Source organism: Myxococcus sp. XM-1-1-1 (assembly GCF_020037095.1).
Taxonomy (GTDB): Bacteria; Myxococcota; Myxococcia; order Myxococcales; family Myxococcaceae; genus Myxococcus; species Myxococcus fulvus.
Genome location: NZ_JAIQDH010000001.1, coordinates 471,179 through 487,071, shown reverse-complemented (window position 1 = coordinate 487,071; position 15,893 = coordinate 471,179). Strand labels below are relative to the sequence as shown.

Below are 15,893 nucleotides of genomic sequence, written 5' to 3'. Positions count from 1 at the left end.
AAACTGCTGAGAATCGTCTCGCGCCCCGGAGCCGTCGTCAGACTCCTGCGGCAAGCCAGGCAGGCGCCCGCCGAAGCGGTCGACTTCTTCTTCAACTCGGAGGAGGGCCTCGCGGACTCCGGGGCACTCTCTCGTTACCCCAGCCTCCTGCAGGTCCAGGTCTGGCGGCGCATTCGCGCGACGACGCGCTCCCCGGTGATTGAGAATCGGGCTGTGCAGGCACTGGTGGACTTGAAGCACCCGCCAGACGACCTCATCCCCTATCTCTGGCAATGCATGGCGGAAGGACGGATAGGCGCCGTAGATGGGATCCTCACAGCGTACGAGCCCCGCATGAGTGACGAGGAGCTCGAAACCATCCTGCGCGCCATCGAACGAGGGGCTCCTGCCGAGGAGCGCTGCAATGTGGCACTGACCCTCCTCTGCATGAGAGAGAGGACGGCTCGGCTACAACGATTTCTCGAAGCGACCGGCCTCTGGGAATGGAGAGGAATTGTGCCTCGCGACTGTGGGGCCGTGCTCCTGACTCGAATGTTTCCGAGCAACCACGCCCTGACATGCGACCTGTGTCATCAACATGTGAGCGTGCCCAGGTTCGTCATCGGCCCCAGGGCGACAGTGTGCTCCGAGTGCCTGAGCCCGGGCCTGGTGGTCCCGGCTACCGCCTCATCCGGTTGCGTGCTCTGCGGACACGCGGGCCCGGCCCTTTGTTCAGACTGCACCTGGCAGGTCGAGACACTGCGGCAGAGCTGGAAGAGCCCCCCACCGACGGCCGCTGAGCACCCAAAATCTGCCTCCAGGCGGCCTGAGCTGGGCCGTCCACGGTGAGCGCGCCTTCGCAGGAGGCCCGGGAGCACTGTAGGCTGCGGCCCACATGAGAACGCGGTCCCTCCTCCTCCCAGGACCGGCGGCTCTGGCGGCACTGGTGCTCACCGTGCGGCTCGGGATGTCGCCGCTCAAGAACTTCGACCTCTTCTTCCACCTCGCCGGGGGCCAGTTCGTCCTGAAGAACGGCTTCACCCGCGTGGACCCCTTCAGCGTCACGGGGACCGCGGGCTGGGTGCCTCACGAGTGGGGCTTCGGCGTGCTCTGCATCGGCCTCATCCGCCTGCTCGGCGCCGCGGGTCCCGCGCTGCTCGTCGCGGGGCTCGTCGCGCTCAACCTCATGCTCCTGTGGAAGGTCCTCGAGCGCGCCGCCTCGGGTCGACGCGGCCTGCTGGCCGTCGCCACGCTCGCTGCCCTGCTCGTCGTCTACGGCCCCACCTGGCCCCAGGAGCGGCCGTACCACCTGGGCCACCTGCTCTTCACCCTCGCGGTGCTCGCCATCCAGTCGTGGCGCGCGGGCAATGACCGCATCCTCTGGGTCTTCCCCTTCCTCGGCGCCATCTGGGCCAACGTTCACGGCAGTTGGTTGCTCGGGCCCGCGCTCCTCGGCTCCACCGCCGTGGGCCAGTACCTCGACGAGCGCACCCCGGAGTCGCTCCGGCGATCACTGAAGGCCGTCGGCTTCAGCGTCGCCGCGTTCCTCGCCGCGGGACTGGGGCCCGATGGCATCAACATCTACCTGTACCCCATCCACCACTCGCTCCTGGCCTCCACGCAGACCATCGTCGAGTGGCGCCCCCTCAACCTCGACCTCGCGTCGAGCTGGGCCTATCTCGCGCTCGGCGGCGCGGCCTGCTTCGCTGTCGGCCAGTCCCGCGTCCGCAAGGTGGCCATCCTGCTGCCCGCCTTCGTGCTGGGACTCGCCGCCATCAAGGTCCAGCGACACGCTCCCTTCGCGGCCGTGCTGCTCGCGCTCGCCCTGCTGGAGCATGCGGCGCTGACGCGTGTCGCGGGCGAGACCACGGACACGGGGCTCGGTGCCTGGAAGCGCTTCTGGGGTCGGGTGGATGCGTGGACGGCCGGGTGGAGCGCCAGGGCCGGTGGCGGACTCTGGCCCACGCTCGCGCTGCTGGGGCTCGTCGTGATTCACGCCCAGCACCCGCTGCCCTTCGACCAGGGCGTGAAGCGCTCCGTCATCCCAATCCCCGTGTTCGAGGCGCTGCGCAAGCACCCGCCGGGCAAGGTGCTCAACCCCTTCGTCATCGGCGGACCCATCTCGTTCTTCGCGGGCGCCGACTACAAGGTGTTCATCGACAGCCGGAATGACCCGTTCCCCATGTCCATCCACGAGGACTACGACAAGCTCGTCTGGGGTGAGCCCGGCTGGGAGGACGCGCTGGCTCGCTATGACCCGGACTACCTGCTCTGGGACATCGAGAACCCGGGGAACATCCTGCTCGACAACCTCCGTGTGCTCGGGGGCTGGCGAGAGGAGGCTCGGGACGGCAACTACGTCCTGTGGATTCGCGAGCGTCCCACCGCGACGGGCCACCCATGACGACGCGGAGACTCGAGGGACGCAAGGTCGCGCTCGCCGTCGTCGGGCTCGTGGCGTTGCTCGCGTTCGACTACAGCCCCGTGCTGCGCGGCGAGCTGCTCGCGGGCCGCGACGTGTTCCGCATCTTCTTCCCCGACTCCGCGTTCCTGCTCGAGTCCCTGCGCACGGGGGAGCTGCCCCTGTGGACGCCGTACATGCGGCTGGGGCAGCCGTTCGCCGCGACGCTCTACTCGCAGGTGTTCTACCCGCCGCGCTGGGTGGCCGTGCTCGTCTCCGGGCACATCGTCTCGATGACGGTGATGCACATCGCTCACGCGGCGCTCGCGGCGGTGGGCGTGTTCCTGCTCGCGAGGAGGCTGCGCGCCTCGTGGCCCGCGTCGCTCGTCGCGGGCGCCATGTTCGGCCTGTCGCCGATGATGACGGACCTGGGCATCCAGCAGAACGTCGTGGATGCCGCGGCCTGGAGTGGGTTCATCCTCCTGGCCGCGTATGACCTCGCGCTCCAGCCCGGGCGCGGACCGCTGACCCGCCTCGCCATCTTCTCCACCCTGTCGCTGTTCGCCGGCTCGCCGGAGACCACGCTGTGGCAGGGAATCATCGCGGTGCTCGTGGCTGGGTTCGTCGGTGCGACGAGGACACCTGGAGCCACCGGACAGGTCGCGCGCCCTGGCGATTCGGGAACACCTCACGCTGTCGTGGTATCCCGCGACGCCTCGGCGCAGGTCGCGCAACAGGCCTCCGCTCACCCTCCCATCACAACGCCTCGCCCCACGGGCTCTTCGCAGGTCGCTTCCGCCCTCGACAGTGAGTCCCACGTCGCCTCCAGCACCACTGCCGAGCCGGAGCAGGCGCTCCACGTCATCACCGCCGAGCCCCGTTCATCACGGGCCTCGCTGAGCGGAGCCCGCTCCCGAATTCGTGCCGTGGCGGCCATCGCGGGTGGCTTCATCCTCTCCGCCATCCTCGCCTCCGTGGTCCTGCTGCCCACGACCGAGTTCGCGCTCAACTCGCTGCGCGCGCAGGGTGGCTGGTCGGAGCAGCTCGCGTGGTCTGTGTCGTGGCCGCAGGTCCTCTCGTCGGTGTGGCCGCTCGCGGACTGGCCTCGTGACAGGTACTGGGGCAAGGACCAGTGGTTCATCCTCAACCTGTTCCTCGGCACCCTGCCCTGCACGCTCGCCATCGTTGGTGGGCTCCACGGTCCCCGGCGCGCTCGCCCCTTCCTCATCGGCGCGCTCGCCCTGGTGCTCCTGAGCCTGGGTCGGCACTTCCCTCCCGCGGCCTGGGTCCTCCAGTCCGTGCCGCCGTTCTCCCTCTTCCGCTATCCCGCGAAGTACTTCGTCGGCACCGCCTTCTGCCTCTCCGTGCTCGCGGCCTTCGGACTGGATGCGCTGGGCCGGCTCGCACGAAAGCTGCCTCCCTCACGCGTGAAGGCCGCCGTGGCCTTCGTCCTCATGGGCGCCGCCATCGCCGCGAGTGGCCCCTTGGTCCGCATGCTCCCCATGCGCGCCTCCGCTGAAGCAGGCGCCCCTTGGGTGCCCTTCGCGCTCGGGCTCGCCGTCGTCACAGTGCTCCTGCTGCCGTGGTCCTTCGCCCGACCGCGCCGCGTGCGACACGGACTCGCGGCGCTCGCCGTGCTGGAGCTCGCGGCCGCGCACTCGTTGCTCGGCGTTCCCCGCTACACGCCCTGGGAGGCCTTGAAACAGCCCTTCTCCCTGCGCGCCTTCCTGCCCGAGCCCTTCCAGGGACGCATCAGCGCGGACATCGAAGGACCCGAGGACCCGACGCGCGTGGGCATCACCAACACCATCGAGCGCAGCCTCGACCGCCTCATCCCCAATCGCTTCGTCGAGGAACGCCTCCCTGCCCTCGAAGGCTACGGTGCCCCCGAGCCGCTGCGCTCAGACGTCTTCCACCTCGCGGGAGAGCGCGGCGCATACGACCTCGCGGGCGTCACGCACTACATCCGCAAGGGGCCGCCCCCCTTCGAGGACCTCGAGCTGCTCCACCAGGCCGAGGACGGCACCACGCTGTCGCGCTCGCGCACCGCGCTGCCTCGCGCGTTCCTGGTCCAGCGTGCCCGCGTCGTCTCCGACGAAGAGGCACTGGAGGCTGTCCTCGACGAGGACCACCCCTTCCGGGAGATCGCCTTCCTCGCCACCGGCGAGCCACTGGACCAGCCCGAGTGCGCGGGAGGCTCCGTGCGAATCGAGAAGAGCACCGCTCAACACCTGGAGCTCGCCGTCAGCGCGTGTGACGACAGCTACCTCGTCGTCTCGGACAGCTACTACCCCGGGTGGCGCGCGACGGTGGACGGGAAGGACACACCCATCCACCGTGCCAACCACGCCCTGCGCGCCGTGCGCCTGACTCCCGGCGCCCACCGCGTCCACTTCGACTACGCACCCACGAGCTTCCGCCTGGGCCTCGCCCTGTCACTGCTCGGCTGGGCGGGGCTCGGCTTCGTGTGGCTCAGGGCGAGACGCCGCGCGTGACGTGACTCACGACGTCACCCCGTGCCGCTCCGCGTTCGCCACGAAGGCATCTCGCAGGTACCGCGCGAGCCCCGGCTTCACGCCGTCCAGGTTCTCCGTGAAGCGCGAGTCCCCCACGTACATCTCCCCGAGCCCTCGCTGCATCACGTGGGAGCATGGGTAGAACCACTTCGAGATGAACTGGCGATACGCCTCCGCGAGCGCCAGCACCTCGGGGTCCGTCGCCGCGCGCCCCGCTTCGAGCTGCCTCGCGAACGACCCGAGGAGGCCGTCCTGCTCCGCCTTGATGGCGCTCCAGTCTTCCTTCTTGTAGCGAGAGGTCCGTCGAGACGACTCCCGGTACGCCTCGGTGTCGCCCCAGCGCTCCTTCACCTCCGCCTCGTACTTCGACGGATCGAAGTCCCCAAACGCCTCGAACATCATCTCGTTGTCCATGTGCTTCCCCTGCTCGAGTGCCTCCAGCGCCTGGTCCACCGTGCGCCGGAGAGCGTCCAGTCGCGAGGCCCGCTCGGACAGCAACTGCCGCTGCATGAGCAAGGCCGCGCGGAGGTCGAAGTGAGGGTCGCCCAGGATCCGGCGGATCTCCTCCAGCGGGAAGCCGAGCTCCCGGAAGAAGAGCACCTGCTGCAGCCGCCGCAGGTCCGCCTGCGTGTACAGCCGGTAACCCGCCTCGCTGCGCCCCGAGGGACTCAACAGGCCCAGGTCGTCATAGTGATGCAACGCCCGGACGCTGACCTTCGCCAGACGGGCCACCTGGCTGACTGTAAGGGCCATCTCTCTCCACCTCGGATGAGATGTCTAAGGCCTCACGTCGCGTGAGGGTCAACCCCAGGTGTGCACGGAGCACACGGCTGCTTCCCCGCAGGCCATCGAGGCTGCCAGCAGGGCCCCGCGCCATTCGCGGAAGGGGTCGTGTGCAGGAGAAAGAGGTTGGGATACAGCGGTGAGCCCTCCGCCGAGAGGCTCGCAAGCCCTCTGCTTCAATCGCCGCGCGCCACGCTCGCCGGAGCGTCCATGGGTGGACGGAAGACATAGAGCATCAACGGCGAGCCCTCCGTCGCGCGCACCATTGCGCCCCGACGCAGCACCCACAACTGGCCCACCTTCACCGGCTTCTCCTCTTCCGCTGCAAGGACTCCCGAGCCCTCCGCCACGTAGACGATGACCGGCTCCGCGCGTGTCGCCTCCAGCGAATGCGCCCCCCGCGCGAGCACCACGCTGGACATCCGCCCCTCCAACGCGGGCAGTTTCACCACCACCGACTCCCCGCCCCCCTCGGCCAGCTTCGCGAGCGCCTGCAACGGCGTGAACGTGAAGGGCTCCGGCCCCCGCTGCATCCGCGCGTCCTCCGCGTCGATGTAGAGATTCCCATCGAAGCGCGGCGCGGCGAACACCAGGTTGCCCAGCATCTGGTCCTCCGCGCGGTTGAACCACGCGTGTCCGGTGAAAGGCTCGGAGGCAATCAAGTCCCCGGGCGGATGCGTCCCGCGTCGCTCCGTCAGCGCCCCATCCTGCCCCCAGATCTGCTGCACCTCCGCCTGGCCCGCGACGATGACCGTGGCCTCATGAGTCCGACGGTGGATGTGCAGCGGGCACGCCTGCCCTCGCCCCATGACGTGCAGGTGCACCGTCGCGCCGTCGGCGAAGAAGAACGTGTCCGAGATGTCCGCCGCGTCGGGGTTCTTCTTCGCCAGCGACTCGAAGACGGCGGGCACGTCGAAGACCTCGACCTCCGGGTCCTCGGGCACCGTCATCGCGCGCTTCACCGCGAACAGCACCGCCACCAGGAACACCGTCAGCACCAGCGACAGCGTCCGGTACAACACCACCCGACGTCGCAGCGTGGCGGACTCAACCGAGATGGGCTCGCTCAAGGAGGGCATCCTGGACGTCAGCGTCGTCAGGCCCCTCGCACCGCAGCCGAGCCTGAAGCGCACAAAGAAACATGGCGGGGCCCTCCGTGAGGAGGACACCCGCCACATGATTCGGAGGAAGCGCCGCGAGGCGACTCCTCACGAGACCCGAGGGACTCAGTAGGCGTTGTTCTTGCCGAAGTCCTTCATCGTCTTCTTGTTCAGCGCGACGTTGGACGACTGACCGTCGTTGTCCACGTCGGAGTTGCCGGCGAGGGCGGCCGCGGAGGCGCCGAACAGCTTGCGGATGTTGTCACCGAACAGCGTCACAACGCCGATGGCGGCGATCGCGATGAGGGCCACGATGATGATGTACTCGGTCATGCCCTGACCACGAGCCTTGCGGAGCTGGTTCTTCTTCGAGATCGCCTTCATGGAAGTCTCCTGGGGTTCAGACGGGAAAGACACCCTGTTACTCGGGGTTGAAACGCACCCTAAAGGAGATCCCACCTGCACCTCCATCCGTCATCGGGAGGATGGGGGTAATCTCCTGTGATTCCGGGCGAATAGCTCACTTCTTGAGAATTGGAGGCCCGCTCAGGGGCCGACCGGGGCCGCAACGGGCGGAGAATCCCGGGTGCACGCGGAGGCAGGGAGAGCATCGCACAGGTTCCGTACCGCCCGTGACAGCTCCTCGTCCTGGGGGTGCTCGGCGGCGGCCTGCCGTCCCAGGGCGAGCGCCTCCCGGGCATCCACCGGCGTCCAGACCGTGCGCGTGGCCCAGGCCTGCTCGGCCACGAGCTTCAGGTACGCGGCGATCAGCTCCGGCTCACGCCCACCTTTTCGCACCTCGGGCTCCAGGAGGGAGGCGGCCAGCGACAAGTCCTTCTGGGCCAGGGCGGCGCGGGCCAGGGCCACGGCGGCCCCGCGGCTGTCGGGCGCCACCTGTCGCCACAGCGAGGCCACGCCCCGGACCAGGGGGTCATTCGCGGCGTGGTAGCGCTCCATGTTCCGGTAGAGCCGCTCCGCCTGCTCGGGGGTGGGCGGGTGCTGGCGCAGGTAGTCCTCGATGAACAGCCGTGAGCTTCCGTCCGGGGAGCGCCGCTCGTCCTTCACGCGCACATCCAGGTTCGCCACGAAGAAGGCGATGGGCGAGGCGTACTCGAGCAGGTTGTGGTCGTCCGTGTTGATGGGCCCCGGGCCCGCGAAGGCGAGCTGCCCCTCCTCGCTGTGCACCTGCTTGGACAGCAGCGAGAACACGTCCGTGAGCCCCACCCGCTCCAGGTCCTTGCGCACCTCGGGCAGCGCCATGCGCCGGGCCAGCCGCTCGACATCGAGGGCCAGCGGCTTGCGGCTCGCCACCATGACCAGGTCCTGCGGCCCCAGCCACGTGGTGGCGTGCGGGAAGGTGTCGCGCATGGTGCGGACCACCAGCCGGATGAGCTCGTCGTTGCTCTCGTAGGTGTGGATCCACTGAACCAGCACGCCGTCGTCGGTGAGGTGCCGGTCCACCGTCTGGAAGAAGTCCCGCGTGAAGAGGCCGGACACGCCCGCCACCCACGGGTTGGAGGGCACGCTCACGACCAGGTCGTACTTGCGGTCCGCCAGCGCCATGAACGTCTTGGCGTCGTCGATGTGCACGCGCGTGCGCGGGTCATCCACCGCGTTGCGGTTGTCATCCTTGAACAGGCGCGCGGCGTCGATGACCGCCGGGGCGATCTCCACCATGTCCAGCCGCTCCACCGGATGCGCCAGCACGCTGCCCGCCGTAATCGCCGCGCCCGCGCCCACCAGGAGCACGTTCTTCGGCTCGCGCGCGTGGAGCAGCGCGCCCAGGTGGCCGGCCATCACCTGCGTCTCCACGTCGCTGCCGTTGGAGGCGTCAATCTTGCCGTTGAGCTTCATGAAGCGCAGGTGGTCCTTCGGGTAGTCGGCCACCAGCACCGTCGCGAAGGTGTCGTCCCGGTAGAACACGGGCTGGAAGTTCTTCTCCGTGTCCGCCACCAGCTTCGCGTAGCTGTCCGGCGGCTTCTGGTGCGAGCGGATGGAGGCGATGCCCGACAGCCGCACGGACCAGCCGCTCATGCTGCCCAGCACCACCACGGCCAACAGCGCCGCCGCGCCCACCGGCCACAGCGCGCGCACGGGGCTCTGCGGACGGCCCGACAGCGCGTGGAAGGCCAGCGCCGCGGCGGCGAGGTTCGCCACCACGCCCGCCACGAAGTTGCCCTCCATGCCCCACCACGGCATCAGCACCAGCCCGCCCAGCGCCGAGCCGGTGATGGTGCCCACCGTGTTCCACAGGTACACGCTCCCCAGCTCGCGCCCCACCTCGGACACCTTCGCCGTCGCCACACGCGCCGCCGCCGGGAAGGCCGCGCCCATGAAGAACGTGGGCACCAGGAGCACGAGGCAGCAGAAGCCGAACGTGAGCAACTGGAACAAGGGCCAGGTGTCCACCGAGCGCGTCATCATCCACTGCGCCGAGCGGAACAGGTGCGGCAGCCGCACGTACAGGGGCAGCGCGACGCAGAGGCTCGCCACCAGCGCGACCTGCGTGAAGCCGTACACGCGCAGCGAGTCCACCTTCTGTGCCCGCGTCATCAGCCAGAAGCTGCCCAGGCCGATGCCCAGGATGAACGCCGTCAGGATGAGCGTGAACGCGTACGTGGACGCGCCCAGGACGATGGACAAGAGGCGGATCCACGTCACCTGGTAGAGCATGGACGTGAAGCCCGACAGCAGCACGCCCACCAGCGCCGCGCGCACCGCCACGCGGGGATAGGCCACGTCCTGGGCCCCTTCCGCCACCGGCGCCGCCTGTCCGGGCGCGAGCGCCGGAGGGTGCCTGCGCGCGAGCAGCAACGCCGCCACCGCCAACAGGATGTTCAGCCCCGCCGCCAGCTTCGCGGAGGCCGACAGCCCCAGCACCGGCACCAGCCGCGTGCCCGCGATGAACACGCCCAGCGCCGCGCCCAGGCTGTTGACCGCGTACAGCCGCGCCAGCTCCCGCTGCACCCCCGACAGACTGTCCGCGAAATGACGAACCAGCGCCGGCAGCGTGCCGCCCATCAGCAGCGTGGGCACCACCAGGGACAGCGCGGCCACCAGCAGCCGGGGCCCCACCCGCCACCCGTCCGGCACGCTGGGCGCCACCGCCAGCCACAGGGCCCCCAGGGCGTCGAGGACGTAGGGGAAGGCCAGCGCGTACAGCGCCACGCCCAGCTCCAGCACGCCGTAGAGGGCCAGCGGGCTCTTCACCCGGTCCGCTGTCCGCCCGAAGACAGATGCACCCAGCGCCAGGCCGCCCATGAAGGTGGCGAGCACCACTGCATGCGCCTGACCACTGTTGCCCAGGACGTTCCCGAGATACTTGGACCAGACCAGCTCGTAGACCAGCGCGGTGCCTCCCGACAGGAAGAGGAGGGCCGACACAAGGTTCTTCGGGAAACGCGCGATGAGGGACATAAGGGGACAGCGCGGAACCTTACTCGTTATGTTCGGGACCCACCAATGAACGCCCACCTCCTGCAAGCCGCATTGCTCGCCTGGTCTCCAGGCCTGCGGGTGACCCGCGCGCAGGGAGACTGCGCCGCCATACTCCACCACCCCGCCGAGTCACTCGTGGACCGCCCGCTCCACGTGGCCCTGGGCATCTCCCAGGAGCGCGCCCGCGAGTTGGACCGCGTCGCGCGCGAGGACCGCCGCGCCGTGGAGTTCGTCTCCGCGCACCTGGGCGGAGAGGACGCCACGCCCTTGAGGCTCACGCTCGGTCAGGAGGACGGCGAGGCCTGCGCGTGCGTCCAGGACCTCAACGTGCTGCTGGAGGGCGCGCCGCCGGTGCAGATCTCCCGGCTGTCCTCGTCGCTCAGCCATGAGATCCGCAACCCCCTGTCCTCGGTGAAGATGGCCGTGCAGACGCTCGCGCGGAACACCGCGCTGTCGGACCGGGACAAGCGGCGGCTGACCATCGCCAACCGAGAGATCCGCACCATGGAGCGCATGCTGTGGCTCCTGTCCGAGTACGGCCGCGACACCACGCCCAACCTGGACGCGCACGCGCTGCGCTCGGTGCTCCAGGAGGCCCAGGGCATGGTCGCGCTGGAATTGGCCGAGCGGCGCATCGAGGTGCGCGTGGACGAGGAGGCGGAGCTGCCGCGCGTGCGCGTGGACCCCAACCGGCTGCGGCCCGTGCTGGCGCAGGTGCTGCTCAACGTGGCCATGGGCCGCCCCGAGGACAGCCCGGTGGAGGTCGCCCTGAAGCGGGGCGGACCGGGCCGCGTGCTCATGGTGCTCAAGGACCCCGCCGCCGCCCTGCCTCCCGAGGAGAGCGGCACCCTGTTCGAGCCCTTCGGCTCGCGGCTGGCCCGGGGGGCGGGCCTGTCGCTGGCGGCCCTGCGCCGGGTGATGATGGGGCAAGGGGGGGACGTGGCCGCCGAGGGCAGCGCGGAGCCCGGCATGGTGTTCACGCTGACGTTCGCCACCTGAGAGGGACGCCATGGAGACCCTCCTCATCGTCGACGACGACGTGTCGCTCCTCGAGACCTTGAAGATGCACTTCGAGGAGATCGAGCACGACAACCAGCCGCGCTACCAGGTGGCCACCGCCACCAGCGCCGCGGCGGGCCTGCGCGCCGCCCAGGAGACCATGCCCAGCGTGGTCATCCTCGACATGATGCTCCCGGACCGCACGGGCCTGGAGATCATCGAGGAGATGAAGGGGCTGTGCGGCGATGCCCGCATCATCCTCGTCACCGCGTACCACGACATGGAGACGACCATCCGGGCCATGAAGGCCGGAGCCTTCGACTACATCCACAAGCCCTTCCCGGACCCGGCCGCGCTGGACCTCGTCGTCGAGCGCGCGCTGGAGTACCGCCAGCTGTCGCGCCGCGCGGACGAGGTCAACCGCGAGAACGCCGCGGTGCGCCTGGGCGACATCGTGGGCACCAGTCCCCTGATGCAGCAGCTGGTGAAGGAGATTGGCAAGGTGACGGGCAGCCACGCCACCGTGCTGATTACGGGCGAGAGCGGCACCGGCAAGGAGCTCATCGCCCGCGTCATCCACAACTACTCGTACGACGAGCCCCGGCCCTTCATCGGCATCAACTGCTCGGCCATTGTCGACACGCTCCTGGAGAGCGAGCTGTTCGGCCACGAGAAGGGCGCCTTCACCGGCGCCACCGCGGGCAAGCCCGGCAAGTTCGAGCTGGCCGAGGACGGCACCGTCTTCCTCGACGAGATTGGCGACATGTCGCTGATGCTCCAGGCGAAGCTGTTGCGCGTGCTGCAGGAGCGAGAGTTCGAGCGCGTGGGCGGCGTCAAGCGCATCAAGCTGCGCGCCCGCGTCATCGCCGCGACGCACCGCACACTCGCCGAGGAGGTGGAGGCCACGCGCTTCCGCGAGGACCTCTACCAGCGCCTCAAGGTCATCACCCTCCTGATTCCCCCGCTGCGCGAGCGGCGCGAGGACATCCCGCTGCTCGTCAAGCACCTGCTCGAGCGCATCAACGAGAAGGTCCACAAGCGCGTCACGCGCGTGCCCACCGAGGTGATGGAGCGCCTCACCCGGCTGCCGTGGCGGGGCAACGTGCGCGAGCTGGAGAACGTGCTCACGCGCGCTGTCGTCCTCGCGCCAGGGGATGTGCTCCGCGGGGATGATCTCCCGTCACTCGACACCCAGCCCTCACCGGACAACGGACGGCCCCCGAGCAACAGCCTCATGTTCACCGCGCCCGCGGTGGACGACGCCAGCCAGATTCCGACGCTCGACGAAGCGGAGCGGATGCTGATCGCCCGTGCGATGGCCGTCACCAAGGGGCACAAGGGTCGCACCTGCCAGATTCTTGGAATCAGTCGCCCGACCCTCGAGCGCAAACTGCAGAAGTACAATCTTTCACAGGGACAGAACCCTTCAGGGCCGGGGTTCCCCGTGAAAGACGACCCGTGAACATTGTCCGGGCCGCGACAAAGGCCCTGGTGGATTTAACGTTTCGTTCAACTTGATCAGACTGTTTGAACGTTCTGTTTCAGGTTTTGGACACAGAAGGGTGGGTGCTACGGACCTCTAGCGCTAAGTACCCGGCATTCTTGGATGTGTTCCCCCTGGAGCACTTCATTCCCCGCTGGCACGTTCCTTGGAACTGGAAAGCCCCGTTGCCGCCGAAGCAGGCGGCCGCTTCTACCCCCGACTGCCTTCCACGGAGTGAATGCCATGCACGGTTTCAATCGCCCCCTCGGCCCTATCGGTTCCAACGTCGTGGCGCCGCTCCAGGCGACCAGCTCCGGGATGATGGTCACCGCGAACAAGCTCGTTCCGGGGCAGGAGGCCATCGACTTCAAGGGGTACTTCAAGGTCGAGTCCTTCCCGCACAACTCGACCATCTACCGCCCCGGCGACAACACGGACCGCGTCTATCTGCTCAAGTCCGGCCGCGTGCGCCTGATGCGCATCGGGAAGAACGGCACCCGCTCGGTGGTGTCCATCCTGCGCCCGGGCGACCTGTTCGGCGAGCTGTTCCGCCCCGAGGGGACGCCCATCGAGGAGATGGCCATCGCGGCGGGTGAGGCCGAGGTGTGGAGCATCGAGGGTCGTGACTTCCGCGCGCAGCTCGAGGCGCGTCCGGCCCTGGCGGTGGACGTGGTGCGCGCCTACGCCGAGCGCGTGCGTGCCCTGCGCAAGCGCGTGCTGGGCCTGACCTTCAAGGAGGTCCCGGCGCGTCTGGCGGACACCCTGCTGACGCTGGTGGAGGCGCACGGTGAGCGCTGCCCCCACGGCGGTGAGACGGACCTGCGCGGAATCACGCAGCAGGACCTGGCGGACCTGGTGGGCGCCTCGCGCTCGTTCGTGTCCACGCTCATCAACGAGATGAAGCGCGAGGGCGTACTGGGCAACGTCGGCCGCATCCTCTGCGTGCGCGACCAGAAGGCCCTGCGCAAGATCGCCTCGAAGGAGAAGTGAGCCACGGCCCGCGCTCGCGGGTGTGACGAAGCAGCGTTCAACGACGGGCCTGACCATGCGCTTCGCGTGTGGCCGGGCCCGCGTCGTTTTCTGGGGTGATGCGCGAGGCGTGAAGGATCGCCCGGCATGGCTCCAACTCCGGTGCGGGCGACTTCATGCGCTCCCGGATGCGCGGATGATCGACTCGTTCAATCCGGAGGCCGGGCTGCTCGAAAGTGGACGTCCGTGGCCATCGGACAAGCCGCGATGTGGGCGTGATTTCCACTGTCGTGGAACCCACGAAGCCCGCTCCAGTGCGGGGCTGAGGGAACGAACTCGACGAAACGCCCGGTGCCCACCGAACGCCGACGAGTGAACCTCTCCGTTCAACTCGTTCAATCCGTCCCGCGCCGCGCGAGATAGCGAACGCTCGACGGGATGAGCGCGGCCAGAAACTTGCCGCTCGCGCGAGTCGAGCCGTCTGTCCGCGCGGACCCACGGAACCGTCCGCCGACAGGGGACCTGCGGCGTGGGACTCGCGCCTGCCACGAGAGGCCGCGTCACGCGAACCCCACGCGCGTGCTGGGGGTCCGTCGGGACCGCCTCTGCACCCGCGGCCCCGTCACGACTCAGACGCGGGCCTTCAGCTCCTCGACCTCGGCGCGCAGGAGCCAGTCATCCTGGAAGTCCGTCGCGGCGGCGGCGATCTGCGCCAGACGCTCCGGCTTCGCGCGCCCCGACTCACGCAAGCCGCGCACCTCGCGGTAGAGCGCCGCGAGTGACGGATGCAGCGCCAGCGACTTGCGCTCGCGCGCCTTCGACTCGCCGTCGCCCTCCGCGAACGCCTCCAGCTCGCCGAACCACCGGTCCCACGTCGCCGGGTCCGCGGGCCCACCCGCCACCGAGGGCAGGTGCGTGCTCACGAAGAGCTTCGTCACCGCGGGCACCTCCAACACCCGACCCGCGAGCCGCGCGCGCAGCGCCAGCACCTCGCCCCCACCGGCGGCGAAGCCCTCCAGCTCCAACCCGCTCGACAGCGACAACTTGAACGGCCCGCGCTCCGGCAACCCGCCCGCGCCGAAGGCCACCAACGCCGAGCCATTCCACGGCCGCGTCCCGTCCGCCGCCTTGCCACCGCGCGAGACGATGATGGGCCCCTCCATCCGCACCAGCGCGGACGTGAGCCCGGGCGCCACCGGCCTCGGCGCGAGCACCGACTCCATCACCCGCCCCGTCACCTCGCGCTCGTCCGCCAGCACCAGGTGATTCACCGTGCGAGCCTCGCGCGCCACCTCCAGCCCGAAGTCCCCACCGCGCTTGAACGCCAGCGTCGACTCGAACTCCGCGAGCACCTCGAACAGGTGCTCGAAGTCGCGCGCCACGAAGAGCTGCGGCTGCATCCGCGTGATGTCGTATTCCGTGTCCGCGCACGCCACCGTGAGCGGCAGCTTGCGCACCGCCGGCGTCAGGCAATGCTCCGCCTCGCCGATGCTCGACAGGAGGCCCGCGCCGTAGATGCGCGGCCGCTCCAGGTCGCCCACCAGGCCGTACTCCGCCGTCCACCAGTACAGGCGGCTCGCGCGCGTGCTCTCGCTCACGTAGCGCCGGCTCGCGCTCGCCGCCGCCAGCCGCGCCTCCGCGTGCGCCACCTCGTCCTCGCTCGCGTCCGGGTCCTCCTTCACCACCGACAGGTTGCGGATGGCCTCGAACACCGCCTGGTCCTCCAGGCTCGCGATGGACTTGAACCCCACCAGGCCGCAGGCCTTGAGGTACTCCGAGTAGCGCCGGTTCGCGATGATGGGCGCATGCCCCGCGCTCTCGTGCACGATGTCCGGCGCGGGCGTGTAGCCGATGTGCTCGTGCGTGCGGATGTCCGACGCGATGGCCAGCACACCCATCGACTGGAGCTCCGTGAACACCGCCGGCGGGATGAACCCGCGCACGCCCACGCACGCCCAACCCAGCCGCGACAGCCGCTCGTTCATCTCGTCGAGGCTGGGAATCGCCTCCAGGTTGATGCCCGTCGCCGACAGGCCCTCCAGGTACACCGGATGCGCCCGCTCGGAGAGATGTCCGCGCAGCTTGCCCAGGATGTGCCGCCACACCGCGTGGTCCCTCGGCGTGTACGCGTCGTAGTCCTGGCTCACCACGTAGCGCCGCAGATGCGCGGGCAGGCGGGATATCGTCAGTTCCGTTGGCGTCATATCCGAGTACTCCTGGTGAAA

10 protein-coding genes are annotated in these 15,893 nt (G+C 69.2%); 5 read left to right on the top strand and 5 right to left on the bottom strand.

What is annotated here, in order from left to right; genetic code table 11:
* The first annotated feature begins 874 nt into the window (after nucleotides 1–874).
* Both K8640_RS01955 and K8640_RS01950 read left to right on the top strand, forming a co-directional pair.
* On the top strand, nucleotides 875–2,383 hold the full coding sequence (locus K8640_RS01955) for a hypothetical protein (protein WP_223745520.1): 1,509 nt from the start codon (nucleotides 875–877) through the stop codon (nucleotides 2,381–2,383).
* Nucleotides 2,380–4,875: a YfhO family protein gene (locus tag K8640_RS01950; RefSeq protein WP_223745519.1), complete on the top strand. Its 2,496-nt coding sequence runs from the start codon at nucleotides 2,380–2,382 to the stop codon at nucleotides 4,873–4,875. The genes K8640_RS01955 and K8640_RS01950 overlap by 4 nt, the downstream gene beginning before the upstream one ends.
* A 6-nt stretch (nucleotides 4,876–4,881) precedes the next feature.
* Here the strand turns inward: K8640_RS01950 and K8640_RS01945 are convergent, their stop codons facing one another.
* The 4 genes from K8640_RS01945 to K8640_RS01930 all read right to left on the bottom strand — a co-directional run bounded on the left by K8640_RS01945 (nucleotide 4,882) and on the right by K8640_RS01930 (nucleotide 10,196).
* Entirely contained in the window at nucleotides 4,882–5,649 is a 768-nt protein-coding gene (locus K8640_RS01945; protein WP_223745518.1) for a MerR family transcriptional regulator, read from the bottom strand.
* A 206-nt stretch (nucleotides 5,650–5,855) separates the two neighbouring features.
* Complete coding sequence (locus K8640_RS01940; protein WP_223745517.1) at nucleotides 5,856–6,749, bottom strand: cupin domain-containing protein; 894 nt, start codon at nucleotides 6,747–6,749, stop codon at nucleotides 5,856–5,858.
* Between the two features lie 156 nt (nucleotides 6,750–6,905).
* Nucleotides 6,906–7,163: a hypothetical protein gene (locus K8640_RS01935; protein WP_046715176.1), complete on the bottom strand. Its 258-nt coding sequence runs from the start codon at nucleotides 7,161–7,163 to the stop codon at nucleotides 6,906–6,908.
* A 162-nt stretch (nucleotides 7,164–7,325) separates the two neighbouring features.
* Entirely contained in the window at nucleotides 7,326–10,196 is a 2,871-nt protein-coding gene (locus K8640_RS01930) for a fused MFS/spermidine synthase (RefSeq protein WP_370640299.1), read from the bottom strand.
* 45 nt (nucleotides 10,197–10,241) lie between these two features.
* Between K8640_RS01930 and K8640_RS01925 the strand changes: the two genes are divergently transcribed.
* The 3 genes from K8640_RS01925 to mrpC all read left to right on the top strand — a co-directional run bounded on the left by K8640_RS01925 (nucleotide 10,242) and on the right by mrpC (nucleotide 13,689).
* Nucleotides 10,242–11,216 carry a sensor histidine kinase KdpD gene (locus tag K8640_RS01925; RefSeq protein WP_223745515.1) on the top strand — a complete coding sequence of 325 codons (975 nt, stop codon included), beginning with the start codon at nucleotides 10,242–10,244 and terminating at the stop codon, nucleotides 11,214–11,216.
* Nucleotides 11,217–11,226: 10 nt separating this feature from the next.
* Nucleotides 11,227–12,678 carry a sigma-54 dependent transcriptional regulator gene (locus K8640_RS01920; RefSeq protein ID WP_223745514.1) on the top strand — a complete coding sequence of 484 codons (1,452 nt, stop codon included), beginning with the start codon at nucleotides 11,227–11,229 and terminating at the stop codon, nucleotides 12,676–12,678.
* Between the two features lie 264 nt (nucleotides 12,679–12,942).
* Nucleotides 12,943–13,689, top strand: coding sequence for a Crp/Fnr family transcriptional regulator MrpC (mrpC, locus tag K8640_RS01915; RefSeq protein ID WP_015351149.1), 747 nt, complete (start codon nucleotides 12,943–12,945; stop codon nucleotides 13,687–13,689).
* 608 nt (nucleotides 13,690–14,297) lie between these two features.
* Here the strand turns inward: mrpC and K8640_RS01910 are convergent.
* Nucleotides 14,298–15,872, bottom strand: coding sequence for an aromatic amino acid hydroxylase (locus tag K8640_RS01910; RefSeq protein WP_223745513.1), 1,575 nt, complete (start codon nucleotides 15,870–15,872; stop codon nucleotides 14,298–14,300).
* Nucleotides 15,873–15,893: the final 21 nt, after the last annotated feature.